This is a genomic window from Pseudomonas sp. 32_A (assembly GCF_017490905.1).
Taxonomy (GTDB): Bacteria; Pseudomonadota; Gammaproteobacteria; order Pseudomonadales; family Pseudomonadaceae; genus Aquipseudomonas; species Aquipseudomonas inefficax.
In genome coordinates this window covers 18,909-45,054 of the sequence record NZ_JAFGYI010000015.1, presented here as the reverse complement: position 1 = coordinate 45,054, position 26,146 = coordinate 18,909, and the positions used below count along the sequence as shown (strand labels likewise).

Genomic DNA, 26,146 nt, shown 5'->3' with positions numbered 1-26,146 from the left:
TACGAAAGGAATCCTGCATGCTTCGAGCACCCTGGCTTGTAACCCTGACCGCCGCCGCACTCCTGCCCCTGCTGGCGCAGGCGGCGGCCGAACAGCAGCTGCGCAGTGAAGAAGGCACCTTGACCGTCAGCACAGTGGCCGACGGCCTGCGCAACCCCTGGGCTTTGGCGTTCCTGCCGGGTGGCAAGGACATGCTGGTCACCGAGCGCGCCGGCAACTTGCGGGTGGTCAATGCCGAAGGCAAGGTCGGCCCACCGATCAGCGGTGTGCCCAAGGTCTGGGCCGAGGGCCAGGGCGGCCTGCTGGATGTGGTGCTGTCGCCGGAGTTCGCCAAGGACCGTACCGTGTACCTGTCCTACGCCGAAGAGGGCAGTGACGGCAAGGCTGGCACGGCGGTCGGCCGTGGCCAGTTGTCCCAGGACCGCGCCCGGCTGGAAAACTTCAACGTCATTTTCCGCCAGCAGCCCAAGCTGTCGGAGGGCAACCACTTCGGCTCGCGCCTGGTGTTCGACCGCGACGGTTACCTGTTCATCGCCCTCGGCGAGAACAACCAGCGCCCGACTGCCCAGGACCTGGACAAGCTGCAAGGCAAGATCGTGCGTATTTTGCCGGACGGCGAAGTGCCCAGGGACAACCCCTTCGTCGGCAAGGACAACGTACGGCCGGAGATCTGGTCGTTCGGCCACCGCAACCAGCAAGGCGCCGCACTCAACCCGTGGACCGGCAAGCTGTGGACCCACGAACACGGCCCGCGCGGTGGCGACGAGATCAACATTCCCGAGCCCGGGAAGAACTACGGCTGGCCGGTTGCGACCCACGGCATCAACTACTCGCTTCTGCCGATCCCCGAGGCCAAGGGCAAGCATGTGCAGGGTATGGTCGACCCGCACCATGTGTGGGAGAAGTCGCCGGGTATCAGCGGCATGGCCTTCTACGACAGCCCCACGTTCAAGGCCTGGGGCCACAACCTGTTCATTGGCGCGCTGGCCACCCAGGAGCTGATCCGCCTGCAGCTGGATGGCGACAAGGTGGTGCATGAAGAGCGTTTGCTGGGTGAGTTGAAGTCGCGTATCCGCGATGTGCGGGTGGGGCCGGATGGTTACCTGTATGTGCTGACCGATGACAAGGACGGCGCGCTGCTCAAGGTAGGCCTGGGCGACGCTTGATCACCACTGTTGTACGCGGCCCCTGTGGGAGCGGGCGTGTCGAGGCGTCGAACCGCCGCGAAGCAGGCGCCGCGGTGGATGGCACGGGCTTCGCCCGTGTTCGCGGGCACGCCCGCTCCCACAGGGATCGCCGCAGCCTTTTGAATTTGGGTAATACCGTTGTTCCCACAAGGTCCGCGGTGTGTCAGCCGTGTAGAATGCCGCATGGCTATCGATCCCCACTCCCTCTACCAGCAGGCCCTGACCACCCAGGGCTATGTCGCCGACCCTGCCCAGGCCTGCGCTGTCGAGGCCTTGCAGGTCTGCTTCCAGGCCCTCGAACAGGGCCGCCCAACCCAGGGTATCTACCTGTGGGGCCCGGTCGGCCGGGGCAAGACCTGGCTGATGGACCAGTTTCACCGCTGCCTGCGGGTACCCAGCCGGCGCCAGCACTTCCACCACTTCATGGCCTGGGTCCACCAGCGCCTGTTTCAGCTCAACGGCACTGCCGACCCGCTGCTGGCGCTGGCCGGGGAACTGGCCGGGCAGATTCGCGTGCTGTGCTTCGACGAACTGTTCGTCAACGACATCGGTGACGCGATCATCCTCGGCCGCCTGTTCCAGGTATTGTTCGACCAAGGCGTGGTGATCGTCGCCACGTCCAATCAGCCACCCGAGCAGCTGTACCGCGACGGCTTCAACCGCGAGCGTTTCCTGCCGGCCATTGCCGCCATCCAGCGGCACATGCAGGTGCTGCCGGTAGCCGGCGAGCAGGACCACCGCCTGCACCCCGGCGCCGAGCGCCAGCGTTACTGGGTGGCGCAAGCGGGGCAGGCCAGCCAGCTGGACGAGGTGTTCCGCCAGCTCAGCCCCGGCGATGCAGGCCAAGACCAGCCCTTGGCGATCGGCTCCCGGCAGGTGCAGGTGGTGCGGCGCAGCGCGCAGGCCATCTGGTGCCGCTTCACCGACCTGTGCGAGCAGCCGCTGGCAGCCATGGAGTTCATGGCCCTGTGCGACCGGTTCCCGGCCATTCTGGTGTCGGGCATTCCGACGCTGGGTGGGGAGCAGCGGGCCGGGCGCATTGCCCGGGGCACCGAGGATGCTGCGGCGCGGGTGGTGGCGGGCGACCGCGAGCTGCCGGTGCTGTCGCCCAAGGACGACGCGGTGCGCCGCTTCATTGCCCTGGTCGACGAATGCTACGACCGGCGGGTGGCGTTGTACCTGGAGGCCCAGGTACCGCTGGATGCCCTCTACACTCAAGGGTATCTGGCGTTCCCGTACCAACGGACCCTGAGCCGGCTACGGGAGATGCAACTGCAACGCTTCGCCTGAAAAGGAGCCGAACCATGGAGCCGTTGTCGCATCATCTGCTGACCCAGGCCTACAACAATGGCTGGGCCAACCACCGGCTGTACAAGGCCTGCCTGCAACTGACCCAGGACGAATTCGTCGCACCCCGCTGCAGCTTTTTCCCCTCGATCAAAGCTACCCTCAACCACTTGCTGACGGTGGACTGGTTCTACCTGCACATGCTCGAGTGCGAGCAGCGTGGCGAGCGGCCCGACGCCGACGGCGAGGGCTTCTTCGAGCCGGAACAACCGTTTGCCACCTGCACCGACCTGCATGCCGAACAGGCCCAGGCCGACCACCGGCTGATCGCCTATTGTCGCGGCCTGCGCGATGGTGAACTGGGGCGCTATGTGAGCATCGTGCGCCCCGAGCGGGTGCAGCGCGAGCAACGGCTGCGGCTGTTGGCGCACCTGTTCGAGCACCAGGTGCATCACCGTGGGCAGGTGCATGCGATGCTCAGTGACACGGCAGTGAGGCCGCCGCAGCTGGATGAGTTTTTCTGTGAAGAAGAGGCAGGGTTGCGGGCGGTGGACTTTGCCGAGCTGGGCTGGACAGAGGAGCAGGTCTGGAAAGTGTAGGGGGCCGTAAAGCGGCCCCCCGCCTATTGGCTCACTTGCCCAACCACTCCACCAGCGTACGGTTGAACCGCACCGGCTCCTCGATCTGCGGCGCATGCCCCATGCCTTCAAAGGTAATCAGCTCACCCTTGGGAATCAGCTTGGCCACCTGCGGCCCCAGCTCTGCATACTTGCCCAGCTTCGCTTTCACCTCTGGCGGCGCGATATCACTGCCGATGGCCGTGGTGTCCTGGTCACCGATCAGCAGCAGGGTGGGCATCTGCAGGTCCTTGAATTCGTGGTACACCGGCTGGGTGAAGATCATGTCGTAGATCAGCGCCGAGTTCCACGCCACCGCTTCATGCCCTGGCCCCTTGTTCAGGCCCACCAGCATCTGCACCCAGCGCTCGTACTCCGGCTTCCAGCGCCCGGCGTAGTAGGTCTTGCGCTCATACTCGCGCACGCCTTCGGCATCCAGCTTGAGTTCGCGCGCATACCACTGGTCCACCGTGCGGTAGGGCACGCCCAGGGCTTTCCAGTCTTCCAGCCCGATGGGGTTGACCATCGCCAGGCGCTCTACCTGCTGCGGGTACATCAGCGCATAGCGGGTGGCGAGCATGCCGCCGGTGGAGTGGCCAAGCACGATGCTTTGCTTCACGCCCAGTTGTTCGAGCAGGGCATGGGTGTTGCTCGCCAGTTGCTGGAAGCTGTACTGGTAATGGGCTGGTTTGCTGGAGCTGCAGAAGCCGACCTGGTCGGGGGCGATGACCCGGTAGCCGGCCTTGCTCAGGGCATCGATGGTGGTTTCCCAGGTGGCGGCGCAGAAGTTCTTGCCGTGCATCAGCACCACGCTGTGGCCGTTGGCCTGGCCCTGGGCGGGTACGTCCATATAGCCCATCTGCAGGGCCTGGCCCTGGGTCTTGAAGTCGAAATGCTTGAGCGGATGCGGGTAGCTGAAGCCCTCTAGCTGGGGGCCATAGGTGGGCGATTCGGCAGCGATGGCCGAACTGCCGGCGAGGCAGGCCAGGGCCAGGGCGGTTGCGCGCAGCATGGGGGCACTCCGTGTAGGGCCATGTAGGAAGGGGCGACTGTAACAGCCAGTGGACCACGCGGAACGTGAAAGGTGTTACCAGGCGTGAAACCAGCCCAGGGTAATCATCGCCAGCACCCCATAACGGCCGGCCTTGGCCAGGGTCACCAGCAGCAGGAAGCGCCAGAACGGCTCACGCATGATGCCCGCGATCAGCGTCAGCGGGTCGCCGATCACCGGCATCCAGCTGAGCAGCAGCGACCATTGCCCCCAGCGCTGGTAGCGCTGTTGCGCGCGCTCTAGCTGGGCAGGGCTGAACGGGAACCAGCGCTTGTCGCGCAGGTGCTCGATGGCCCGCCCCAGCACCCAGTTGAGCACCGAGCCCAGCACATTGCCCAGGGTAGCCACCAGCAGCAGGGTGGTCCAGGCTTCGGGCTGGCGCAGCAAAAGGCCGACCAGCACGGCCTCCGATTGCAGCGGTAGCAGGGTGGCGGCACCGAAGGCGCTGAGGAACAGCGCCCAAAGGCTGAGCATCAGTAGTTGGCGACCACGGTGTCCTTGCCGTCCTGGGTCACGCCGATGACCTGGTAGGCATCCTTGTGGTCACCCATTTCCATGCCGGGCGAGCCCATGGGCATGCCCGGCACGGCCAGGCCCTTGAGGTCGTTGCGCTTGGCCAGCAGGCGCACCTGCTCGGCCGGCACGTGGCCTTCGACGAACTTGCCGTCGATCATCCCGGTATGGCACGACGCCAGGCGTGGCGCCACGCCCAGGCGTTGCTTCACCTCGCTCATGTTCGGCTCGACATGGTCGTTCACGGTGAAACCGTTGTCGCGCAAGTGGCTGATCCAGGCCTTGCAGCATCCGCAGTTGGGGTCGCGGTAGACGTCGATGGTCTCGGCGGCCTGGGCCAGGCCAGTGACGGCCAGCAGGCCCAGGGTCAGCAAGTGTTTGCGCAGCATGGTGAAGCACTCCTTCCAGCGGTAGTTCAGCAGCATAGCGTAAGCGGCTTGCACGATGTTCGCCGCTGGCACCTGTCAGGTACCTGAGGCGCACATTACAGGTTTGTCAGCTGGCCGCCTCGTCGGTGCCGAGGTCGCGCATCAGCAAGGCGTAGTCGAGCGTGACCTGCTCCGGAATCGGCAGGTACACCACGTGGCCGTCACCCGGAGCCACCTCGATGGCCTGCTGCTGGCGGTCGCACAGGCGGTGCAGGTCGAAGTGGTAGTTGCCGCGCGGGGTCATCAGCTCCAGGTGGTCACCCACGGCGAAGCGGTTTTTCACCTTGACCTCGGCCAGGCCGTCGACGCGCACCCCGGTCAGTTCGCCAACGAACTGCTGGCGCTCGGACACCGAGTTGCCGCGCTGGTAGTTCTGGTATTCGTCGTGCACGTGGCGGCGCAGGAAGCCTTCGGTGTAACCGCGTTGGGCCAGGGATTCGAGGTTGTCCATCAGGGCGCGGTCGAATGGCCGCCCGGCCACCGCGTCGTCGATCGCCTGGCGGTATGACTGCACGGTACGGGAGCAGTAGAAGTGCGACTTGGTGCGGCCTTCGATTTTCAGCGAGTGCACGCCCATGGCCGCCAGGCGCCCGACGTGCTGGATGGCGCGAAGATCCTTGGCATTCATGATGTAGGTGCCGTGCTCGTCTTCGAACGCCGGCATTTCGGTACCGGGGCGGTTGCTTTCCTGCAGCAGGAATACCTGCTCGGTGGGGGCGCCCAGGCCCAGGGTCGGCTGCACTTCGCGCACGATGTCGCCGTTGGCGTTCTCGGTGGCCGGGGTGGCGTCATACTTCCAGCGGCAGGCGTTGGTGCAGGTGCCCTGATTGGCATCACGCTTGTTGAGGTAGCCCGACAGCAGGCAACGGCCGGAGTAGGCCATGCACAGGGCACCGTGAACGAACACCTCCAGCTCCATGTCCGGCACCTGCTGGCGGATTTCCTCGATCTCTTCGAGCGACAGCTCGCGCGACAGGATCACCCGGCTCAGGCCCAGTTGCTGCCAGAACTGCACGCTGGCCCAGTTGACCGTGTTGGCCTGCACCGACAGGTGCACCGGCATCTGCGGGAAGTGCTGGCGTACCAGCATGATCAGGCCTGGGTCGGACATGATCAGCGCGTCCGGTGCCATCTCGATCACTGGTGCCAGGTCCTTGAGGAAGGTCTTGAGCTTGGCATTGTGCGGGGCAATGTTGACCACCACGTAGAAGCGCTTGCCCAAGGCATGCGCCTCCTGGATGCCCAGGGCCAGGTTGGCATGGTCGAACTCGTTGTTGCGCACCCGCAAGCTGTAGCGTGGCTGGCCGGCGTAGACCGCGTCGGCGCCATACGCGAAGGCGTAGCGCATGGTCTTGAGGGTGCCGGCGGGGGCCAGCAGTTCGGGCTTGGCGATAAGGGTCATGTGCGCACCGGAGCGAAAGGCGCGGATGCTAGGGTTGGCAGACACGGCGCGTATTGATTTGCATCAAGGGAATGGCGGCACTTTTGCCCAGGTGCGGTGCACTAATAACGCATAAGCCATGCGAGGACCCGCAATGAACCAGACCGCCCTGCAGAACAAAGCCCTGGCAGTACTGCTGGCGCTGGTGACCATAGCTTTCATCTGGATCCTGCTGCCGTACTACGGTGCGATCTTCTGGGCGGTGATACTCGGCATCCTGTTCGCCCCGCTGCAGCGCCACCTGCTGCTGCGTTTCGGCCGCCGGCGCAACCTGGCCGCAGCGACCACCTTGCTGGTGTGCCTGCTGGTGGCGATCCTGCCGGTGATCATCACCAGCGCGCTGCTGGTGCAGGAGGGAGCCGCCCTGTACCAGCGCATCGAGCACGGGGAGCTGGACATTGCCGGTTATGTCGAGCGCGGCAAGGAGATGCTGCCGGCGTTTGCCCAGCAGGGCCTGGACAGCATGGGCATGGGCAACCTCGACGGGCTGCGCGACAAGATCAGCAAGTGGGCCACCCAGGGCAGCCAGGTGTTGGCCAGCCAGGCGTTCAACTTCGGTCAGGGAACGTTTGAGTTCGTGATCAGCTTCGGCATCATGATGTACCTGTTGTTCTTCTTCCTGCGCGAAGGCGCGGAGGTGGCCCGCCAGGTGCGTCTGGCAGTGCCGCTGCCCGAGCAGCAGAAGCGCCGTTTGCAGTTGAAGTTTAACCGTGTGGTGCGGGCGACGGTGAAAGGCAACGTGCTGGTGGCCATTACCCAGGGGGCATTGGGCGGTTTCATCTTCTGGGTGCTGGATATCCCGAGTGCGCTGGTGTGGGCGGTGCTGATGGCGTTTCTGTCGCTGCTGCCGGCGGTAGGGGCAGGGATCGTGTGGGCACCGGTGGCGGCGTATTTCCTGTTGACCGGGGCGATATTGTCGGGGGTGATCCTGACCGCGTTTGGCGTGCTGGTGATCGGCCTGGTGGACAATTTGTTGCGGCCGATTTTGGTGGGCAAGGACACGCGCATGCCGGACTACCTGATTCTGGTGTCGACGCTGGGCGGGCTGGCGGTGTTCGGGCTCAACGGTTTCGTGATCGGGCCGTTGATCGCGGCGCTGTTTGTGTCGAGCTGGGCGATCTTCGCGGCGACCAAGCCCCAGGTGCAGTTGCCGGAGTAGGGGTGGGCCTTCATGGGGCCGCAAAGCGGCCCCAGTGGCCGGGTCAGGATGTTTGCGGCATCTCACCCTGGGCCAGGCGCCGGTTGATGTCGGCGATCACTTCGGGCAGTTCGTTGATGGTGTCTATCAGATAGTGCGGTCGAGAGCCGGCGAACAGGGCGTGGATGCGCTGGCGCTCGCTTTCCAGCTTCTCGGCGCTAAGCGCGCGGTAGCCTTCCCAGGTCAGCCCCAGGGCATTGCCCGAGCACACCAGGGCCACGGTCCACATGCCGGCGCGGCGGCCTTCGAGGATGCCCGGCACGGTGTCGTCGACCTTCACGCAGGCCGCCACATCGTCGATACCCAGCGCAATCACGTTGGCCAGGGCCTGGGCCGGCCATGGGCGGCCGTTCGGGGTTTCGTCGGTGGCCACAACATGGTCGGCCACGTAGCCGTTCTGCGCGGCCAGCTCCACCACCTTGTCCATCACCACCTTCGGGTAACCCGAGCAAGAACCGATCTTCAGGCCGTCCTGGCGCAGCCCGGTGAGGGTGTCCAGGGCGCCGGGGATCAGTGCCGAGTGCACGGCGATCTTCTCGATCTGCAGCGGCATGAAGCGGTTGTAGATCGCGGTGACATCATCGTCGGTCGGGGTACGGCCGAACACCTTGCGGTAGCGCTCGGCAATTTCCGGCACATTGCACAGGGTGCGGATGTGGTCCCACTTGCCCATGCCCATCGGGCCGCGGGCTTCTTCGATGGACACCTGCACATCGAATTCGGCAAAGGCTTCGACAAAGATCTGGGTCGGGGCGAAGGAGCCGAAGTCGACCACGGTGCCGGCCCAGTCGAGGATGGCGGCTTGCAGCTGTGTTGGGTTGCTGTAGTTCATGTGCGCGTGTTCCTGAAATTGGGTGGGCAAAGGGTCAGATATCCAGCACTTCCATTTCCCGCAGCACTTCGGCCACGGCATTCACGGCAGCCTGCATGCCATCGGCTCCGACCACGCCGATGCAGCCGACACGGAAGGTTTCCACCTGGGTCAGCTTGCCCGGGTAGAGGATGAAGCCCTTGGCCTTGACCCGCTCGTAGAAGTCCTTGAACTGATAGCGGGGATCCTTCGGTGCGTGGAAGGTGACGATGATCGGCGCCTGGATCTCGGCAGGCAGGAAGCTGCGCAGGCCGATGGCGGCCATGCCGTCGAGCAGGGTCTTGCAGTTGTCGGCATAGCGCTGGTGGCGCGCCGGCAGGCCACCTTCCTCGTTGTATTGCTGCAGCGCCTCGTGCAGGGCAGCGACCACGTGGGTTGGCGGGGTGAAGCGCCACTGGCCGGTCTTGGCCATGTAGGCGTGCTGGTCGTGCAGGTCCATGGCCAGCGAGTGGGCGTTGCCTTCGGCGGCGGCCAGGGCGGTTTTCTCGGCGAACACGAAGCCCATGCCGGGTACGCCTTCCAGGCATTTGCCGGAGGCGGCAATCAGCGCCTCGAAGGGGATCGCGCGGGCATCGATCGGCAGTGCGCCGAACGAGCTCATGGCGTCGATGATCAGGCGCTTGCCGTGGCCTTTGATCACCTGGGCGATCTCGGGCAGCGGGTTGAGGATACCGGTGCTGGTTTCGCAGTGGATCAGCGCGACATGGGTGATGGTCGGGTCGGCGGCCAGCAGGCGGTCGACGTCGGCGGCGGTGGTCGGTTGGTCTTCGGCGGTTTCGAAGGTGCTGTAGTTGCGGCCCAGTACCTTGCAGATCTTTGCCAGGCGCTGGCCATAAGCGCCATTGATCAGGACCAGAACCTTGCCATCACGTGGCACCAGGGTGCCTATCGCGGCTTCCACGGCGAAGGTGCCGCTGCCCTGCAGAGGCACGCAGTGGTGGCTGGCGCTGCCATCGATGATGGCCAGCAGTTGCTCGCAGACACTGGCAGTCAGTTGGTTGAAGTCGCGGTCCCAGGAGCCCCAGTCCACCAGCATGGCTTGGCGGGTGCGGATTGATGTGGTCAGGGGACCGGGAGTCAGCAGAATCGGGGCGTTGCTCATTCCGTTATTCCTCACAAGCGGTGGGCTGAAACTACGGGGCCTAGGTTGCAATTGGCGCTGTCATCAATCAAATTGTTTGTTGTTATCCGAGCTATAAGTCGTGCCGATAAATGGCCCCGCGTTCCTCTGCTTTACGCCTGTTTCCCTCGACGATTTCATCGCGCAGCACCTGCCTGCCTGGCCAGTCAGAAGCAACTGGCCACGTTTACCGGTCCACCTGTCATACGTGCTATCGCGCTCATTCGAGAAGCAGTTGGTACCTGGCCACACATGCCTTCGCTGATTGCCCTTGCTAGCTGACGCCCTCATCAGTCAAATTGCTCGCAGACAATTCGAGCATTAGCCAGGCCTATGTCCATGAACCTGTTCCAGTTGCGTGCTTTCGACGCGGTAGCCCGTGAAGGCAGTTTTACCCGCGCCGCCGCACGCCTGTTCATCAGCCAGCCGGCGGTGACCGGTCACATCAAGGCGCTGGAGGAGCATTATCAGATTACCTTGCTGCGGCGCACGGCCCGCCGGGTGGAGCTGACAGAAGAGGGCACCCGCCTGGCAGCCATCACGCGGGCCATGTTCAGCCTCGCCGACGAAGCGCAAGCCATGCTCGAAGCCAACCGGCAACTACTGACCGGGCGTCTGGAAGTGGCCGCCGACGGCCCGCATCGGGTCATGCCGATGCTGGCAATACTGCGCGAGCGCTACCCGGGTATCACCGTCAATCTGCGGCTGGGCAATGCCCAGGAAACCCTGGCCGCGTTGCTCGGTGAACATGCCGATGTCGCCGTGCTGACCGAGATCGAACCGCGCAAGGGCTTGCATTTGCAGAGCCTTTGCCAGTCACGCCTGTGTGCCTTGCTGCCAGTGGGGCATGCCTGGGCGGCAGAGCAGGGCGACCTGCCGCTGACAGCGCTTCATCAGCAGATCATGGTACTGCGCGAGCCCAGTTCCACTACCCGCCGCACGTTCGACAAGGCCTGCCTGGCGGCGACGGTGCAGCCGCGCGTACTGCTGGAGCTGGACAGCCGCGAAGCGGTCACCGAGGCAGTGGCAGCGGAACTTGGCATTGGCGTGGTTTCGTCCACCGAGGTCGCCAGTGACCCGCGGGTGGTCGCCCGGCCCCTGGCCGGGCAGGGGCTGGTCAACCAGCACCTGGTCGGCTGCCTGGAGCGGCGCCGGGAACTGCGCCTGATCCAGGCTTTTCTGGGGCTGGCGGCAACACTCTGATGGCGGTTGCCCAAGGTGGCCGTAACTACCGAGATCAAGCCGACGGGACGGCCGATGAGCGAAAAAGACACCATCTCCATGCACCTGGTGCGTGAGGCACTTTTACAAACCTGCCCGGCCGGCGAGCCTGACAGGGGGTTGCTGACGCGCGCCGGTATCGACGCCGACCAGTTGCACCAGCCGGATGCGCGCGTTGGGGCGCAGGCCTATGCCCGGCTCTGGCGCCTGCTGGCGCGGCGTTGCAACGATGAGTTTTTTGCCATGGACCCGCGCGGCTTGCGCAATGGCAGCCTGGCGTTCATGTGCCGGGCCAGCATGGCGCAACCTACCCTCGGCGCCGGTCTGGAAACGGCCCTGGCCTTTTTGTCATTGATGCTGCAGGACCTGCAACCGGCCCTGGTGCGTCAGCAGGGCTTGGCCGAGATCGTGATCAACGAACCCCGCGATCAACCCCGCCGGGCGTTTACCTATTTCACCTTCTGGATGATCGTGCATGGTGTTGCGTGCTGGTTGGCCGGGCGACGCATTCCGATACTGGCCATCGACCTGCGTTGCAGCGCGCCGCCATTTTGCGAAGACTATCGCGTGATGTTCTCGGACAACCTGCACTTCGAGCGGCCATTGACCCGGCTGGTAATGGCGGCAGACGGCCTCGACCAGCCGCCGCGTCGTACCGAAGAAGAGCTGCAGCGCTTTCTTGCCGAAGCGCCGGGCAATATCCTGGTGAAATACCGTGACCCAGCCAGCCTGGGCCTGCGTATCCGGAGCGATCTATTGGGCCTGGACCCTGGCCGTTGGCCCGACAGCGACAGCCTGGCAAGGCGTCTGTGCTTGTCACCTTCCACCTTGCGCCGTCGCCTGGCTGAAGAAGGGCAGTCGTATCAAGGCCTTAAAGACAGCGTCCGGCGCGAGCTCGCCATTGCCTGGTTGAGCCAGCCACAGCCAGGCATGGTTGAAATTGCCGAGCGCCTGGGGTTTGCCGACAGCAGCTCGTTCTACAAGGCATTTCGCAAATGGTTTGGCTGCAACCCTGGGCAATATCGCGAGCAGACCCAGGCCCGCGGCAGGCGTTGACGGGCTGTTGAAGGCTAGCGGGTGAGGTAGTTCCCCCTGACCGGCAGGGCGCTTCGATGAAAGATTGTGCGTCTCTTTCCGCCGATCAGAGCACAGCCCATGCGCCAGTTTGCCGCCGTTTCGCAAAAGCCCCTCGCATACACCGTGGAGGATGAGCAACGGGCCACCGACCGTTTCATCCAGCAGCGCTTGCCAGACTGGCTAAAAGAAGCATCCGTGGGGCAAATCAGCGAACTACGCCGCCTGCTCGACGCGCACAAGGCCAGCCAGAAGCGAGTGAAGGATGCGACGCAAGCGGTCGCCCCAGTGCAGCAGTTTGCCGCAACCCAGTTCGCCCGGGCCCTGAGCCGGTTTCTGCCAGCGGGCAAATCACTCAGCAAGCTGCAGTGGCGAGACAAGGGAGTGGAGCTGCTGGGTGTCTCGCTGCCGCACCTGCGATACACCTACAAGGAAGGCCCTGCCTTGTTGCGCCTGATGCAGAACTTCGCCGAAGGCGCCACCCCGCTGGATGGCAGTGGCCTTTACGATCCTGTCACGCAAACGCTGGTGTCCGAGGATATCGATTCGCTCGTGTTTGCCTGCCGAAGCCTGGATGCGGGTGGCAGGTATCAGACCTTGCTCACCGACAACTTCAGACGCCACCGGGCGGTACTGGTCGGTGACAAACTCGCCGCGCTGCGGCTTGCCGCGCAGGTCGCGCTCTTGCGCGGGCAGATCGACGCGACAGTGAAAGCAGCGTTGGATGCCTGTTTCGCGCCCAGTGCCAGGGCACCACAGGATCCCGCTCCCGCATTGATCGCGTATCCTGGCTTGCTGAGCATGCTCGGCCATACCGTGCACGAGGCGCTGTACATACAGTTGCGCGGCCACGATGACAGTGATCAAGGGGTAATCCTGTACCTGGCAGATGGCTCCGATCATCCGTTGCGCCGCTATGACTCGAAGCTGGCCCTTGAGCAGGCGCTGGTCCGCCAGTTATCGACGCCGGAGCCCCTGGCAGCATTCAGCCAACGCATAGCCCTGCGCGAGCGAAAGCCGTTTCTTGATCAACTGGGATTGCGCCTGGCAGATGCTGAACCCGATCTTGAAGTGGAAGGCGAGGCGGGGCATGGCGCCATTGGCGAGCGTTGGGTAGCGGCGCTGATCGATCGGGCCAAAGATGATGCGCGGCTGCTTTTGGTGCCCACCGCTGATGCCGACGCCAAGGCCAGTCAGGAGCGCCTGGCGACCTGGAGTTCGGCCGGTTGGAACCTGGCCAACCTCGCCGGATTCTTCATTCCGCTGGTGGGGGCAGCATTGCTGGCCGACTTGCTGCGCCAGGTTTGTTCCCATACCTATGAAGGGATGGCCGACTGGGCCGAGGGGCATGACCACGAGGCACTTGAACATTTGCTTGGCGTTGCGCAGATTGCTGCGGGCGTAGCCATCACCACCGGCGCGGTGGCGGGTGCCGGGGCTGTGGTACGGCTGTTACAGCGCAGTACATTCGTCGACGACCTGGTGCCGGTCAGCCTCGAAGGTGGAGGCGCACGTCTCTGGCAAAATGATCTGACGGCGTATGCCTGTGATCTGGAGCAACATGCGTTGCTGGATGAGCGAGGCCTCTACAGCACCGGTCAGCGGCACTGGCTACGCATCGCTGATGATTACTATGAGGTGCACCAGCCGAACGTGGGTGGCGGCTGGCGCTTGCGTCATCCACTGCGCAGTGAAGCCTATGGGCCTGCAGTCGATTTCAACGGGGAGCGCTTTTGGCACTTGCCGCAAGAGCGCCTCGCAGCCTGGAGCGATCCAGCGCAGATGCTCAACCGGCTGTGGCCGCAGGCACAGCCACTGGACTCACAGCGTGCCGAAGCAATATTGCGAGTAGCAGGCAGTGACCTGGACGAGCTGCGCGGTATCGTCCTTGATAACCGCGCCTTGCCAGCCAACCTGCGTGATACCTTGCGCCGCTTCGAGGCGGATCGGCGCATCGAGATGTTTTTTGCCGCGCTCGGCGCCGCCGAGGCTGGGGCGGATCCAGCACTCCTCCAGTACTGCCGGCAACGTCCGCAATTTGCCGGCGTCGAGGACGCCGACCTGGCTGCTGCGGTTGTCGAACACAGCTCGACATTGCGCGCGGAACTGTTTGCCCACCTGACCCAGGAAGCGACCACGGAGGACCGCGTTGCAGGCGTAGTCATGCGTGACTTTGCAGGGTTGCCTGTGGGCTATGCTCTGGAGTTGGCTCACTCGGTCACTGGCGAAACCCGGCAGCAGATCGAGCTGTTGCAGCGGCTGCCGCTGCCGGTCGCCGAAAAAGCCCGAGCGTTGCTGCAGCTGGCCAGGCTGAGCCGGGCTCAACAAGGCCTGCTGCTGCGCAACGCTTACAGTGACGAAAGCGGCGAGCTGCTGATGCAGCTGTTACCACACCTGGCCAACTGGTCTTTCCAGCAGCGGCTGGAGCTGCGCGCAAAAAGCGCGTCGGGCCGCCTGATCGCGATCCTCAACTTGCAAGCACCTGCAGAGGCCGGGGTAGTACTGGTGCACGCCGAGGGGCAATTCAAGTTGTATGATCATCGAGGCGCGTTGCTCGATAAAGAGGTGGATGCACCAGACGACATCTTCGCGGCGGTTGTTGCCACGCTGTCACCCGGACAGCAAAGCCGGTTGAAGCTTGACCCCGCGAACCCGGCCGGTGCGCTGCGCCGACTGATTACCAAGGCAATACCGACGACGCGTACGCAGTTGCTCAGGCGGCTCGGCTGGCGAGAGCAGCCAGGTTGGTTCAACCCCGGGCAGCGCTTGCCTGACGGGCGAGTGGGTTACCCTCTGGGCGGTCAGCAGTCTACCGAACAGGGCTATGTGGGCCAACTGCGCGCGCGGCTCAGAAGCCTTTACCATGGTGCGAGAGAAGCAGAAATCGATGAACACCTGGACAGGATCAACCGCAGCGAAGACCCGTTCGCAGCGATGCTTGCCGAGGAAGAAAATTTTCGCCTGCTCAACCACCGTCTAGGCCGATGGGTTTCGTATGCCAGGGGCAACGAGGCGGGGCCGCGGCGGTTGTTTGCAGCCCGGTTACGCCAGGCTTGGCGCCGGCAATTGCCCCTCGACACGATGCATGCCGAACTGGGTGGGCGGATTCTTGACCTGAGCGGCTTTCAGGTCAGCAGCCTGCCGGAACTGGCAGAGGCCCTCGACTTCCATTTCGTGACCACGCTGGTGATGATCAATACGCCGCTGGTCGTGGAGCCTAACGAGTTCTTCAGCTGCTTCAGAGAAGTGCGCAGGCTGAATTTTTCCAGAAACCACCTGCGCCGGGTGCCCGCCGGGCTGCGGCACATGGCCAACCTGGAAAACTTGCAACTGTCTTATAACCGCATCCAGTGGGGCGAAATGGGAAGCGAAACCTTGAGCGGGTTACAGCATCTGTCCGTGCTGGACCTGAGCGCCAATCCGTTGCGGCGCCTGGCACTGCGTTTCAACTCGGCTCCGCAGTTGCAAGCGCTGCATCTGCGCCATTGCAGCCTGGTGGAATGGCCCACAGGGCTGGAACAATGTGCCCTGCTCACCGTGGTGGATCTGCGCTGTAACCAGATTACCGAGGTGCCACAGGCGATCATGCAAATGCCGTATGAGTTTCGTATGGCTTTTCAGGTGCAGAACAACGCCATTCCTGCACGGCAGTTGGCCAGATTGCATGCTCCGCCGGCCCATTTGGCGCACCCACAAGCCGCACCGATGGCGCAAGTCCCGGCTCGCCAGCTGTGGCTGGGCGAGGCCGCCACCCAGGTGCAGCGTGATCGTTGGGACCGTGTGTTCGGCGTGGCGGGCCGTGCGCGTGTGCTGGATATCTTGCAGGCGCTGCAGAACACCAAGGACTACCACAGGCACCGAGCCGATCTGACACTGCAGGTGTGGGGGCTGCTCGAGGCGATGGATGAAGATGCCGAGCTTGCAGGCCAGGTGACAGCCATCGCCGAAGACAGGACGACCTGCGCCGACAGCATTGCCGAACGCTTCAGCGAAATGCATCTGCAAGCCCTGATCGCCCAGACCAACCGAGCCACCGACGTCCAGCAGGATGGCTTGTTGCAACTGGGGCTTGGCTTGTTCCGGCTGGAAAGGTTGCAAAGGTTCGCACGCATGGACATTGCCACGCGCGAGAGCCTGCACCAACAGGTAGACCCGATAGAGGTCAAGCTCGCCTACAGCGTGGCATTGGCGCAGGAAATGGGCTTGCCAGGGCAACCCTCGTCATTCAGGTACGGCGATCTGGCCAATGTTACCCCAGCTCAGCTGGAAGCAGCGCGCGCATTCGTCCGCGAAAGCGAGACCGTAGAGGCGCAGGCCGAGTTTCTCGCGTTGCAACCGTTCTGGAGCGGTTGGGTGGAAAGCCAGAATCAGCAGCGCTTCGAGGAGCTCGATACGCACTATGCGCAGCAGGCAAACGCATTGTCCGCTCAGACGGAGCAGGGCGCCGGCGCGCAGGCACCTCAGGCTGAATGGGATGAGCTTGAATACAGGCGGACCTCGGACCGCTACAGGTTGGTTGTGGAATTTACCAAGGAAATATTGCAAGCCAGGCCTGACCACGGCGCCTGATCGCCCTGCTATCGATCGCGCAGGAGAGTGAAATTCGTATCTCGCCCAGGACGCTTGCCCGAGATGGTTGCTGCCCAGAGGCAAGCGTTCCTGCTGTCTGTACCGAGGCTGGCTGATCATGGTGATGGCCCTTCAACCAGACAGGGCTCTGCCTATGTGTCCCGCAAAGGCGCTCCGCGCCTCCTCTTACCCTGGCAATGGCTTCATTGCCAGTCATTTGCCCGAGTGGCTTGCCAAAGCCAGTGCGCAACAAGTCAGGCGCTTGCATGACTGTGTGACTGCGCATTTGCAAAGCCAGAAGCAGATGGCCCGTTATAGCGGCCAGTTGCAACCGCTTGGGGAATTCGCGAAAGGTCTGCTTCAACCAGCCATTGCAAGCCGGCTGGGGCAGGTGATCGAGCTGGATACCGCCGTCTGGCGAGAAGCGCGCATTCATGTCAGCCAGCGGCCATTCGAGCCCATTCCGGGTTTGCTTCCGCCAGACTTCGAAACACGTTTCGTCCAGCAGCCGTTGCTGCAAAAACTGCTGCAAAATTTTACTGCAGGCGAGTCTTTCGCCAACCAGACCGCAGTGCTCGGGCCACAGGCTGCGGGCCAGCAAGCGCCCGTCATATTGACCGACCGAATCGATGATCTGGTCGCCGTCTGCCGGGAAGTCGATGTCGGGGCCGCTTACCAGGCGCATCTTGCCCGGGTACTGGGCCCAGCCTTCGTCGATGCGCTGGCGCAAGACAAACGCCAGGAGCTGGCACTCGCCATCGAGCTGGCCTGCCTGAAAGGGCAGCTCAACAGTGCCGATGGCATGGCGTTAAGCTTGATTTGCCAAGACAAGCCAGCACTCCATGCCGAGGGGCTGGTCGTTGACACCGGGGCGTTAAAGGTTCTGGGAAAACGGGTCGACGGCGCCCTGGCCTTCGAGTTGCGCGAGCCGATCCGGCGGCAGAGTGATTTCCCGGTGGGGCCGCCTGATCGTCTCAAAGGCGTGATCATTTACCTCCCCGGCGCGGCGTCAGCGTCGTTACGTCGTTTTGCGGATTGGGGCGCTGTCAAGCAAGCTCTGGTCCGTGAGCTGGCGCAAGTGGCATTTCAGCATGCTTTGCTGCAGCGCATCGCTTTGCATGATCGGGCGGGTTTCCAGGCTTTGTTGGCTGTGCGCTTGAGTGATGCCCAGCCAGACTTGCAGCCTGGCCGGTCGAAAACCGATGGTAAGTGGTTCATCGATATGGCCCGCTGGCAGGCGCGTCGTATCAAGAACGACGCGATGTTTGTGGCGGTTCCCTCGGCTCGCGTGGATAGCCAAGCGGCTGCGGTGCGCCTGACCGCACTGAAAAACGCCGGCATCGGTCTGCTGACCCTGGCCGGTTTGTTCGTGCCTGTGGTGGGCACCTTGCTGTTGGCAGACATGGCCAGGCAAGTGTTGGGGCATGTGTACGAAGGCGTCAGCGACTGGTCCCAAGGTCACCAGCACGAAGCCTTGCAGCATTTGCTGGAGGTGGCTGGCGCGGTTGCAACGCTTGGGGTGGCGTCCGTGGCGGCCTACACGGCGCGTAGCGTTTTTGTCGAGACGCTCGAACCCGTTATCACTGAGCAGGGGCAGGAGAAACTCTGGTTGTCCGATCTGGCGCCGTATCGACAAGCAGACCCTGATGTTGAGATGACTGAACGCCACGACGGGCTGTTCAGCGGTGCCGGTGAATTATGGTGGCACAACGATGGGAAATTTTACGGCGTGTATCAGGACAGCAAGGGCGCGTGGCGCTTGCTGCACCCGGATGGCCCGCAAGCATTCGGCCCGCTGCTGCGCAGTAATGGCGAACGCGGCTGGTGGCTGAGCCTGGACCGGCCACAGCAATGGCAAGGGAGCGCGTACTTGCTCACACGCCTGTGGCCGGCGGCCAGAACCCTGTCAGCCGAGCAGGTGGCGCAGATACTGCTGGTTGCGGGCACAGACGAGGCGGGGTTGCGTCGGCTGGTGGTCGAATCCCGACCGTTACCGGTGACGCTGCGCGACACCCTCGAGCGGTTCGCGGTGCATACTCAGAACCAAGCCTTTTTTGACGGTTCGGCTGAAGGCGCGGCCTTTGCCGATCGGCTCAACTGGTGTAGCCAGAAACTGGGTGCGCCAGTGGATGCCGCGAGCGACCAGGCCGGCCAACTGCGCCCTGCCATGCTGGATCATTTTGCTGAGCGATACCTGCGCGAAGAGCCGTTGTGGCCGTTGTTCGCTCGCCATTTCCCGCAACTGCCCAAAGCCTATGCGTCGGATATCCTCAGAACGGCCACCAGCGAAATGCGAGCAAGCATGCAGAGCAGTTCGCGCCTGCCGCTGGTATTGGCTCAACAGGCGCGGCTGCAGCAGCAGCGTGCTCGGCTGACCCGCCTGCGCGAGGCATTGTGTTTGCGTGACAGCTACAGCCATGATGCCGTTACTTTGGTATTTCGTCTGTTGCAACGTCAGGGGCTCGCTGCCGACCAGACCGACCTGGTGCTGCATGAGCGCTCGTCCAGCAGCCCGGTACTCGAGCGCTTGCTGCCGGCATTTGGCAAGCCGCCGCAAAGGCTGCACATGGTCTGGTCAGCGGGGCGCTTCGAGCTGTATGACGACGCTGGCAGGCGCAGCGACCTGGATGTCGCGCAGCCGCAAGGCTTGTTCGAAGTGCTCGCGGCCTGCCTTTCCCCTGCCTACTGCCGTCGGCTGGGCTGGCTGGGTGACGATGCGCCGCAGCGCATCCGCGCGCAGATACAGGCCTGGCTGCCATCTGAACCCAAGGAACAGCTGGCCTTGTTAGGCTGGCGTGAAGCCAGGCCGCTTGGCGCCACCTTCCAGCGGCTCGGCGATGGCCGCGCCGGCTACCCGCTCGGCCCGGTGCTGTCGTGCCTGGACTCGCCTGAGTGCGTGTTACGCCGCAGGATCCTCGCGCTTTATCCGAGCTTGAATGAAGTGCAGGCCGAGCATTACATCGATTTGCTTTACCAGCACAGCGCGTCACCGTTCAGCTCGGTACTGCGGCTGGAGCTGGAATACGATCAGCTGTCCCAGCGCCTCAATGCCTGGGCGCGGCATGCCAATAGACATGTGCGTGATCATCGCCTGCAAGCCAGCATCGAATTTCAGCGGGCGTGGCGAATGGAGACCTTCCGTTTGGCGGCCCGGCCGCAGGGCGGCAGGCAGGCAAACGTTTCTCTGATCTCCATTCCTCTGGGCGAGCTGCCCGAATTGCCCGCCGGCACGGATTTTGGCCACATCGACCAGTTGGTGTTGGTCAACCTGCGCCTGCCGGCGCTGCCTGAGGATTTCCTGTCGTTCTTCCCCAATGTGCAGGTACTCAACCTTGCCTACAACGATCTGCATGCACTGCCTGCCGGCTTGGAGAACCTCGGCCAGCTGCGCGAGCTGAACCTTGCCGGTAATCAGATTCGCCTGGACGAGGACCAGGCGGCGGTGCTGGCTGGCCTCGGCGAACTGCGCAGCCTCGAGCTCAGCGATAACCCGTTGGGCGCGGTGACTCTGCAGTTGGGAGCTCTACATAGCCTGGAAACCCTGAGCCTGCGCCGCGTTGGCCTGACGGCAATGCCCGAAGGGCTAGAACTTTGTGAACAGCTGACCTATGTCGACATGCGTAACAACCAGATCACCGACCTGCCGCAAGCACTCATCGATTCACCAGTGCCGCGGCGCCAGCTGCTTATCCTGTCTGGCAACCCATTGTCGGAGCAAGTGATGGACCAACTGCGCAACCCTGCGCACCCCGGCCAGCCGACGCTGGTCGAGCTGGAGCCCGTCGTATCGAAGAACACCTGGCTGGGCACGCTCGATGACAACCAGCGTCAAGCCCATGAAGCGCTGTGGGATGCGCTGCGCATCGAAGCGGACAGCGATGCATTTTTCGGGCTGCTCGACGAATTGGTGGAAAGCGCCGATTTCAGGGCAGCGCCGCAGGAGACCGGGCGAAGGGTATGGAGGGTGGTGGCAGCAGCCAAGGGCGATGCCCGGGTGCGCAGGGACCTGTTCGACTTGGCGGCCGACCCGCGTACTTGTGCCGACAGCGTAGCGCATTGTTTCAGTCAGTTGGAGGTGGGTATGCATGTGGCCGAGTTCACCCACAACGGTGAACCCGGCGCAACTGCCAAGGAACGCCTGATGCTCGCTCGGCGCCTGTTCCGCTTGGACCAGGTCGAAAAGCTCGCCCGCGCGAACATGGACGCAAGGTATGCAGATGGCCGCTGGGAGCAAGGTGAGCACGACGAGGAGGAGGTGGAGGTCAGCCTGGCTTATCGGGTGGGGCTGGCGCAGCGTCTCAATCTGCTCGGTCAGCCCACCAGCACCTATTTTGCGCACATGGTCGAGGTTAGCCCGGCAGACCTGGACGCGGCCTATGTTTCGGTGCTTACAGCTGAAGCCAGCGAGGAGCGACCTGCATTCATCAGCAAGCTCGGGTTCTGGATCAAGTCCTTGCGGGCACTTCATCCATCGCTCTACAGCGCGGTCGAGGACGACTTCCTCGAACAATGGCAGGCTGTGGAAGCACAAGGGCAGGCGCAGCGCAGTGCTGCCGCCGCGCTGGGTGACCCTGGCTATCTGCAGCAGGCGCGAAACCTTCAGCAAGCCCGCGCACGGGCGCTTGCCGCGCTGAACTTGCGCCTGACCAGAGAAGCGCTGGCGCGGCCGGTCTGACGCGCCCAAACGGCCAAACCGGTCATCCATATTGACAGCTTTGGCCATTGTCGCCGCGCCCGGGCAGCGCGAATATCGTCGAACCGATGGTTAACAAAAACAACAAACCAGGAGTTCGACGATGCGCGACTACGCTCAGGCCGCTCGTACGTTTGACCATGACCAGGCTGTTGCGGCGGCGCTGCAGGGTAGCCTTGAAGCCCTCAATGCCTGTGTCGAATGCTGCGACCGCCACGCCGGTACCGGCAAGCTGGCGCTGGTCTGGGAAGACCGTGATGGCAACAGCGCACGATACAGCTTCGATCAGCTCAAGGACCAGGCTGCGCGGTTCGCCACGGTGCTCAGGGAGCATGGCGTAGGCGCCGGCGACCGGGTCGCCGGACTGATGCCGCGTACTCCCGAGCTGCTGGTCACCATCCTCGCCACCTGGCGTCTCGGGGCGGTGTACCAGCCACTGTTTACCGCGTTCGGCCCCAAGGCCATCGAACATCGCCTTGAGCAGTCCCACGCCCGCGTGGTCGTCACCGACAGCCACAACCGCGCCAAGCTGGACGATGTGCACGCCTGCCCGACCATCATCACTGTCAAGGCCCGCAGCGGCGAGCTGGACTTCCAGCAGTGTCTGGACAGTGCCGCAGACGTATGCGAGCCGGTCATGCGCTCGGGCAACGACCCGTTCCTGCTGATGTTCACCTCCGGCACCACTGGCCCGGCCAAACCGCTGGAAGTGCCGCTGCGTGCCATCGTCGCGTTCCAGGGCTACATGCGCGATGCCATCGACCTGCGCCCCGAGGACAACTTCTGGAACCTGGCCGACCCGGGTTGGGCCTATGGCCTGTATTACGCGGTCACCGGCCCGCTGTCGCTGGGCCATGCCACCACCTTCTACGACGGCCCGTTCAGCGTTGAAAGCTGCGCGCAGGTGATCGACAAGCTGGGCATCACCAACCTGGCCGGCTCGCCCACCGCGTACCGCCTGCTGATTGCCGCCGGGCCGGATTTCTCGGCACCGATCAAGGGCCGCCTGCGGGTGGTCAGCAGTGCCGGCGAACCGCTCAACCCGGAAGTGATCCGCTGGTTCGCCGACGAACTGGGCGTGACCATCCACGACCACTACGGGCAGACCGAACTGGGCATGGTGCTGTGCAACCACCATGGCCTGCAGCACCCGGTACACCTGGGCTCGGCCGGTTTCGCCATCCCCGGCCACCGCATCGTGGTGCTGGACGAGCAGGGCAACGAACTGCCTGCCGGCCAGCCGGGCATCCTCGCGGTCGACCGCGAGCAGTCGCCGTTGTGCTGGTTCGCGGGTTACCACGGCCTGCCGACCAAAGCCTTCGTCGGCAAGTACTACCTCAGCGGCGACACCGTCGAACTGAACCAGGACGGCAGCATCAGCTTCGTCGGCCGCAGCGACGATGTGATCACCACCTCCGGCTACCGGGTCGGCCCGTTCGATGTGGAAAGCGCACTGATCGAGCACCCGGCGGTGATCGAAGCGGCGGTGATTGGCAAACCGGACCCGGAACGCACCGAGCTGATCAAGGCCTTCGTGGTATTGGCCAGCGGTTACCAGGGCAGCGCCGAGCTTGAAGAGGCTTTGCGCCAGCACGTACGCCAGCGCCTGTACGCCCATGCCTACCCAAGGGAAATCGAATTCGTCAGCGAGCTGCCCAAGACCCCGAGCGGCAAGCTGCAACGCTTCATCCTGCGCAACCAGGAAGTCGCCAAACAACAAGCGCAACAGGCCACCCCTGCCAGCGCCTGAAAGGAAACCGATCATGCAAATAGCCAACAAACACTTCATCGTCAGCGGCGCTGCCTCCGGGCTGGGTGCTGCTACCGCACAGATGCTGGTCGAGGCCGGCGCCAAGGTCATGCTGGTCGACCTCAATGCCCAGGCCGTCGAAGCCAAGGCACGCGAGCTGGGCGACAATGCCCGCTTCGCGGTGGCCGACATCAGCGACGAGCAGGCCGCCCACGCGGCAGTGGATGCGGCTGTCAACGCCTTTGGCAGCCTGCACGGGCTGGTCAACTGTGCCGGTATCGTCGGTGCCGAAAAAGTGCTGGGCAAGCAGGGCCCGCATGGCCTGGCCAGCTTCGCCAAGGTCATCAACGTCAACCTGATCGGCAGCTTCAACCTGCTGCGCCTGGCAGCCGCAGCCATGGCCGAAGGGGCTACCGGTGAGGACGGCGAGCGCGGGGTGATCATCAACACCGCGTCCATCGCCGCCTATGACGGGCAGATTGGCCAGGCCGCCTACGCGGCTTCCAAGGGCGCCATCGCCAGCCTGACCCTGCCGACCGCCCGCGAACTGGCGCGCTTCGGCATCCGTGTGATGACCATCGCCCCGGGCATCTTCGAAACGCCGATGATGGCCGGCATGACCGAGGAAGTACGCGCCTCGCTGGCCGCCGGCGTGCCATTCCCACCGCGTCTGGGTCGCCCGCAGGAATATGCCGCGCTGGCCCGCCACATCATCGAGAACAGCATGCTCAACGGCGAGGTGATCCGCCTCGACGGTGCACTGCGCATGGCTGCCAAGTAAGGAGAGCGAACATGACCCTCGCCAATGACCCGATCGTTATCGTAAGCGCCGTGCGCACGCCCATGGGCGGCCTGCAGGGCGACCTCAAGAGCCTGACCGCGCCGCAGCTGGGCAGCGCCGCCATCCGTGGTGCCGTGGAGCGCGCCGGCATCGATGCTGCCAGTGTCGAGCAGGTGCTGTTCGGCTGCGTGCTGCCGGCCGGCCAGGGCCAGGCACCGGCGCGCCAGGCCGCGCTGGGCGCCGGCCTGGACAAGCACACCACCTGTACCACCCTGAACAAGATGTGCGGTTCGGGCATGCAGGCGGCAATCATGGCCCATGACCTGCTGCTGGCCGGCACCGCTGATGTGGTGGTGGCTGGTGGCATGGAAAGCATGACCAATGCGCCCTACCTGCTGGACAAGGCCCGTGGCGGCTACCGCATGGGCCACGGCAGGATCATCGACCACATGTTCATGGATGGCCTGGAAGACGCCTACGACAAAGGTCGCCTGATGGGCACCTTTGCCGAAGACTGCGCCCAGGCCAATGCCTTCAGCCGCGAAGCCCAGGACCAGTTCGCCATCGCCTCGCTGACCCGCGCCCAGGACGCTATCAAGAGCGGTCGCTTTGCTGCCGAGATCGTGCCGGTCGAGGTCACCGAAGGCAAAGAGAAACGCGTCATCAAGGACGACGAACAGCCGCCCAAGGCACGCCTGGACAAAATCCCGCAGCTCAAGCCGGCCTTCCGCGAAGGCGGCACGGTGACCGCCGCCAACTCCAGCTCGATTTCCGACGGCGCTGCGGCGCTGGTGCTGATGCGCCGTTCCGAAGCCGACAAGCGCGGCCTCAAGCCGCTGGCGGTGATCCACGGCCATGCCGCCTTTGCCGACACCCCGGCACTGTTCCCGACCGCACCGATCGGTGCCATCGACAAACTGATGAAACGCACTGGCTGGGACCTGGCCGAGGTCGACCTGTTCGAGATCAACGAGGCCTTCGCCGTGGTCACCCTGGCGGCCATGAAGCACCTCGACCTGCCGCATGACAAGGTCAATATCCATGGCGGCGCCTGCGCCCTCGGCCACCCGATCGGCGCTTCCGGCGCGCGCATCCTGGTGACCCTGCTGTCGACCCTGCGCCAGAACAACCTGCGCCGTGGTGTGGCGGCCATCTGCATTGGCGGCGGCGAGGCCACTGCCATGGCTGTCGAATGCCTGTACTGAGGTGAACCATGCTGGTAACTGACGAGCAACAACAGATCGCCGACGCGGTTCGCGCCTTTGCTCAGGAGCGCCTGAAGCCGTTTGCCGAACAATGGGACAAGGAACACCGCTTCCCGAAGGAGGCCATCGAGGAGATGGCCGAGCTGGGCCTGTTCGGCATGCTGGTGCCGGAGCAGTGGGGCGGCAGCGACACCGGCTACGTGGCCTATGCCATGGCCCTGGAGGAAATCGCCGCGGGTGACGGCGCCTGCTCGACCATCATGAGCGTGCACAACTCGGTGGGCTGTGTGCCGATCCTGCGCTTTGGCAGCGAGCAGCAGAAAGAGCAGTTCCTCACCCCGCTGGCCAGCGGCGCGATGCTCGGTGCCTTTGCCCTGACCGAACCGCAGGCCGGCTCTGACGCCAGCAGCTTGAAGACCCGTGCACGTCTGGATGGCGACCACTACGTGCTCAATGGCAGCAAGCAGTTCATCACCTCCGGGCAGAATGCCGGGGTGGTGATTGTGTTCGCCGTGACCGACCCGGACGCCGGCAAGCGCGGCATCAGTGCTTTCATCGTGCCCACCGATTCGCCGGGCTACCAAGTGGCGCGGGTCGAGGACAAGCTCGGCCAGCACGCCTCCGACACCTGCCAGATCGTATTCGACAATGTGCGCGTGCCGGTGGCCAACCGCCTGGGTGCCGAAGGCGAGGGCTACAAGATCGCCCTGGCCAACCTCGAAGGCGGCCGTATCGGCATCGCCTCGCAGGCGGTGGGCATGGCCCGCGCGGCGTTCGAGGTGGCGCGTGACTACGCCAACGAGCGGCAGAGCTTTGGCAAGGCGCTGATCGAGCACCAGGCGGTGGCCTTCCGCCTGGCCGACATGGCGACGAAGATTGCCGTGGCCCGGCAGATGGTGCTGCACGCCGCCGCGCTGCGCGATGCCGGGCGCCCGGCGCTGGTTGAAGCGTCGATGGCCAAGCTGTTTGCCTCGGAAATGGCCGAAAAGGTCTGTTCGGACGCCTTGCAGACCCTGGGCGGTTATGGCTATCTGAGTGACTTCCCGCTGGAGCGCATCTACCGCGACGTTCGGGTTTGCCAGATCTACGAAGGCACCAGCGACATTCAGCGCATGGTCATTGCGCGCAATCTTTGAAGGA

18 protein-coding genes are annotated in these 26,146 nt (G+C 64.0%); 12 read left to right on the top strand and 6 right to left on the bottom strand.

Annotated features, from left to right (window positions below):
- Nucleotides 1-17 precede the first annotated feature (17 nt).
- The 3 genes from J5M58_RS11565 (at nucleotide 18) to J5M58_RS11555 (ending at nucleotide 3,073) form a co-directional block, all read left to right on the top strand.
- Nucleotides 18-1,166, top strand: a complete 1,149-nt coding sequence (locus J5M58_RS11565) for a PQQ-dependent sugar dehydrogenase (protein ID WP_207878167.1) — start codon at nucleotides 18-20, stop codon at nucleotides 1,164-1,166.
- Between the two features lie 204 nt (nucleotides 1,167-1,370).
- Nucleotides 1,371-2,477: a cell division protein ZapE gene (gene zapE / locus J5M58_RS11560; RefSeq protein ID WP_207878166.1), complete on the top strand. Its 1,107-nt coding sequence runs from the start codon at nucleotides 1,371-1,373 to the stop codon at nucleotides 2,475-2,477.
- A 14-nt stretch (nucleotides 2,478-2,491) separates the two neighbouring features.
- A complete protein-coding gene (locus J5M58_RS11555) occupies nucleotides 2,492-3,073 on the top strand; it encodes a DinB family protein (RefSeq protein ID WP_207878165.1) in 582 nt (193 codons plus the stop codon).
- A gap of 31 nt (nucleotides 3,074-3,104) precedes the next feature.
- On the opposite strand, the gene J5M58_RS11550 is transcribed toward J5M58_RS11555, so the two are convergent.
- From J5M58_RS11550 to yegQ, 4 genes are all read right to left on the bottom strand, one after another.
- Nucleotides 3,105-4,103, bottom strand: coding sequence for an alpha/beta fold hydrolase (locus J5M58_RS11550; RefSeq protein WP_112253288.1), 999 nt, complete (start codon nucleotides 4,101-4,103; stop codon nucleotides 3,105-3,107).
- Between the two features lie 75 nt (nucleotides 4,104-4,178).
- The gene (locus J5M58_RS11545) at nucleotides 4,179-4,616 is read right to left on the bottom strand and encodes a YqaA family protein (protein ID WP_207878164.1); all 438 of its coding nucleotides are present in this window, start codon (nucleotides 4,614-4,616) and stop codon (nucleotides 4,179-4,181) included.
- A complete protein-coding gene (locus J5M58_RS11540) occupies nucleotides 4,616-5,044 on the bottom strand; it encodes a DUF411 domain-containing protein (RefSeq protein ID WP_112253307.1) in 429 nt (142 codons plus the stop codon). The genes J5M58_RS11545 and J5M58_RS11540 overlap by 1 nt, the downstream gene beginning before the upstream one ends.
- 106 nt (nucleotides 5,045-5,150) lie before the next feature.
- Nucleotides 5,151-6,485, bottom strand: a complete 1,335-nt coding sequence (gene yegQ, locus J5M58_RS11535) for a tRNA 5-hydroxyuridine modification protein YegQ (protein WP_112253286.1) — start codon at nucleotides 6,483-6,485, stop codon at nucleotides 5,151-5,153.
- Between the two features lie 133 nt (nucleotides 6,486-6,618).
- Between yegQ and J5M58_RS11530 the strand changes: the two genes are divergently transcribed.
- Complete coding sequence (locus J5M58_RS11530) at nucleotides 6,619-7,683, top strand: AI-2E family transporter (protein ID WP_112253285.1); 1,065 nt, start codon at nucleotides 6,619-6,621, stop codon at nucleotides 7,681-7,683.
- Between the two features lie 43 nt (nucleotides 7,684-7,726).
- Here the strand turns inward: J5M58_RS11530 and phnX are convergent, their stop codons facing one another.
- Nucleotides 7,727-8,554: a phosphonoacetaldehyde hydrolase gene (phnX, locus tag J5M58_RS11525; RefSeq protein ID WP_207878163.1), complete on the bottom strand. Its 828-nt coding sequence runs from the start codon at nucleotides 8,552-8,554 to the stop codon at nucleotides 7,727-7,729.
- A gap of 34 nt (nucleotides 8,555-8,588) precedes the next feature.
- Complete coding sequence (locus tag J5M58_RS11520; protein ID WP_112253283.1) at nucleotides 8,589-9,695, bottom strand: 2-aminoethylphosphonate--pyruvate transaminase; 1,107 nt, start codon at nucleotides 9,693-9,695, stop codon at nucleotides 8,589-8,591.
- Nucleotides 9,696-10,052: 357 nt separating this feature from the next.
- Between J5M58_RS11520 and J5M58_RS11515 the strand changes: the two genes are divergently transcribed.
- The 8 genes from J5M58_RS11515 (at nucleotide 10,053) to J5M58_RS11480 (ending at nucleotide 26,142) form a co-directional block, all read left to right on the top strand.
- Nucleotides 10,053-10,916 carry a LysR substrate-binding domain-containing protein gene (locus tag J5M58_RS11515; RefSeq protein WP_112253282.1) on the top strand — a complete coding sequence of 288 codons (864 nt, stop codon included), beginning with the start codon at nucleotides 10,053-10,055 and terminating at the stop codon, nucleotides 10,914-10,916.
- 54 nt (nucleotides 10,917-10,970) lie between these two features.
- Complete coding sequence (locus tag J5M58_RS11510) at nucleotides 10,971-11,990, top strand: AraC family transcriptional regulator (RefSeq protein ID WP_207878162.1); 1,020 nt, start codon at nucleotides 10,971-10,973, stop codon at nucleotides 11,988-11,990.
- 99 nt (nucleotides 11,991-12,089) lie between these two features.
- Nucleotides 12,090-16,577 carry an NEL-type E3 ubiquitin ligase domain-containing protein gene (locus tag J5M58_RS11505; protein ID WP_207878161.1) on the top strand — a complete coding sequence of 1,496 codons (4,488 nt, stop codon included), beginning with the start codon at nucleotides 12,090-12,092 and terminating at the stop codon, nucleotides 16,575-16,577.
- Nucleotides 16,578-16,695: 118 nt separating this feature from the next.
- Nucleotides 16,696-21,252, top strand: a complete 4,557-nt coding sequence (locus J5M58_RS11500; protein WP_112253279.1) for an NEL-type E3 ubiquitin ligase domain-containing protein — start codon at nucleotides 16,696-16,698, stop codon at nucleotides 21,250-21,252.
- A 121-nt stretch (nucleotides 21,253-21,373) separates the two neighbouring features.
- Nucleotides 21,374-23,020, top strand: coding sequence for an acyl-CoA synthetase (locus tag J5M58_RS11495; RefSeq protein ID WP_207878160.1), 1,647 nt, complete (start codon nucleotides 21,374-21,376; stop codon nucleotides 23,018-23,020).
- A 13-nt stretch (nucleotides 23,021-23,033) separates the two neighbouring features.
- Complete coding sequence (locus J5M58_RS11490) at nucleotides 23,034-23,801, top strand: SDR family NAD(P)-dependent oxidoreductase (RefSeq protein ID WP_207878159.1); 768 nt, start codon at nucleotides 23,034-23,036, stop codon at nucleotides 23,799-23,801.
- A gap of 11 nt (nucleotides 23,802-23,812) precedes the next feature.
- Nucleotides 23,813-25,006, top strand: coding sequence for an acetyl-CoA C-acyltransferase (locus J5M58_RS11485; RefSeq protein WP_207878158.1), 1,194 nt, complete (start codon nucleotides 23,813-23,815; stop codon nucleotides 25,004-25,006).
- An 8-nt stretch (nucleotides 25,007-25,014) separates the two neighbouring features.
- Complete coding sequence (locus tag J5M58_RS11480) at nucleotides 25,015-26,142, top strand: acyl-CoA dehydrogenase (protein WP_025338375.1); 1,128 nt, start codon at nucleotides 25,015-25,017, stop codon at nucleotides 26,140-26,142.
- The last annotated feature ends 4 nt before the right edge of the window (nucleotides 26,143-26,146 follow it).

Bases quoted from the DNA above. Each gene is read 5' to 3' on its own strand.
- J5M58_RS11565 (WP_207878167.1), top strand. From the start codon at position 18: ATGCTTCGAGCACCCTGGCTTGTAACCCTGACCGCCGCCGCACTCCTG.
- zapE (WP_207878166.1), top strand. From the start codon at position 1,371: ATGGCTATCGATCCCCACTCCCTCTACCAGCAGGCCCTGACCACCCAG.
- J5M58_RS11555 (WP_207878165.1), top strand. From the start codon at position 2,492: ATGGAGCCGTTGTCGCATCATCTGCTGACCCAGGCCTACAACAATGGC.
- J5M58_RS11550 (WP_112253288.1), bottom strand. From the start codon at position 4,103: ATGCTGCGCGCAACCGCCCTGGCCCTGGCCTGCCTCGCCGGCAGTTCG.
- J5M58_RS11545 (WP_207878164.1), bottom strand. From the start codon at position 4,616: ATGCTCAGCCTTTGGGCGCTGTTCCTCAGCGCCTTCGGTGCCGCCACC.
- J5M58_RS11540 (WP_112253307.1), bottom strand. From the start codon at position 5,044: ATGCTGCGCAAACACTTGCTGACCCTGGGCCTGCTGGCCGTCACTGGC.
- yegQ (WP_112253286.1), bottom strand. From the start codon at position 6,485: ATGACCCTTATCGCCAAGCCCGAACTGCTGGCCCCCGCCGGCACCCTC.
- J5M58_RS11530 (WP_112253285.1), top strand. From the start codon at position 6,619: ATGAACCAGACCGCCCTGCAGAACAAAGCCCTGGCAGTACTGCTGGCG.
- phnX (WP_207878163.1), bottom strand. From the start codon at position 8,554: ATGAACTACAGCAACCCAACACAGCTGCAAGCCGCCATCCTCGACTGG.
- J5M58_RS11520 (WP_112253283.1), bottom strand. From the start codon at position 9,695: ATGAGCAACGCCCCGATTCTGCTGACTCCCGGTCCCCTGACCACATCA.
- J5M58_RS11515 (WP_112253282.1), top strand. From the start codon at position 10,053: ATGAACCTGTTCCAGTTGCGTGCTTTCGACGCGGTAGCCCGTGAAGGC.
- J5M58_RS11510 (WP_207878162.1), top strand. From the start codon at position 10,971: ATGAGCGAAAAAGACACCATCTCCATGCACCTGGTGCGTGAGGCACTT.
- J5M58_RS11505 (WP_207878161.1), top strand. From the start codon at position 12,090: ATGCGCCAGTTTGCCGCCGTTTCGCAAAAGCCCCTCGCATACACCGTG.
- J5M58_RS11500 (WP_112253279.1), top strand. From the start codon at position 16,696: ATGGTGATGGCCCTTCAACCAGACAGGGCTCTGCCTATGTGTCCCGCA.
- J5M58_RS11495 (WP_207878160.1), top strand. From the start codon at position 21,374: ATGCGCGACTACGCTCAGGCCGCTCGTACGTTTGACCATGACCAGGCT.
- J5M58_RS11490 (WP_207878159.1), top strand. From the start codon at position 23,034: ATGCAAATAGCCAACAAACACTTCATCGTCAGCGGCGCTGCCTCCGGG.
- J5M58_RS11485 (WP_207878158.1), top strand. From the start codon at position 23,813: ATGACCCTCGCCAATGACCCGATCGTTATCGTAAGCGCCGTGCGCACG.
- J5M58_RS11480 (WP_025338375.1), top strand. From the start codon at position 25,015: ATGCTGGTAACTGACGAGCAACAACAGATCGCCGACGCGGTTCGCGCC.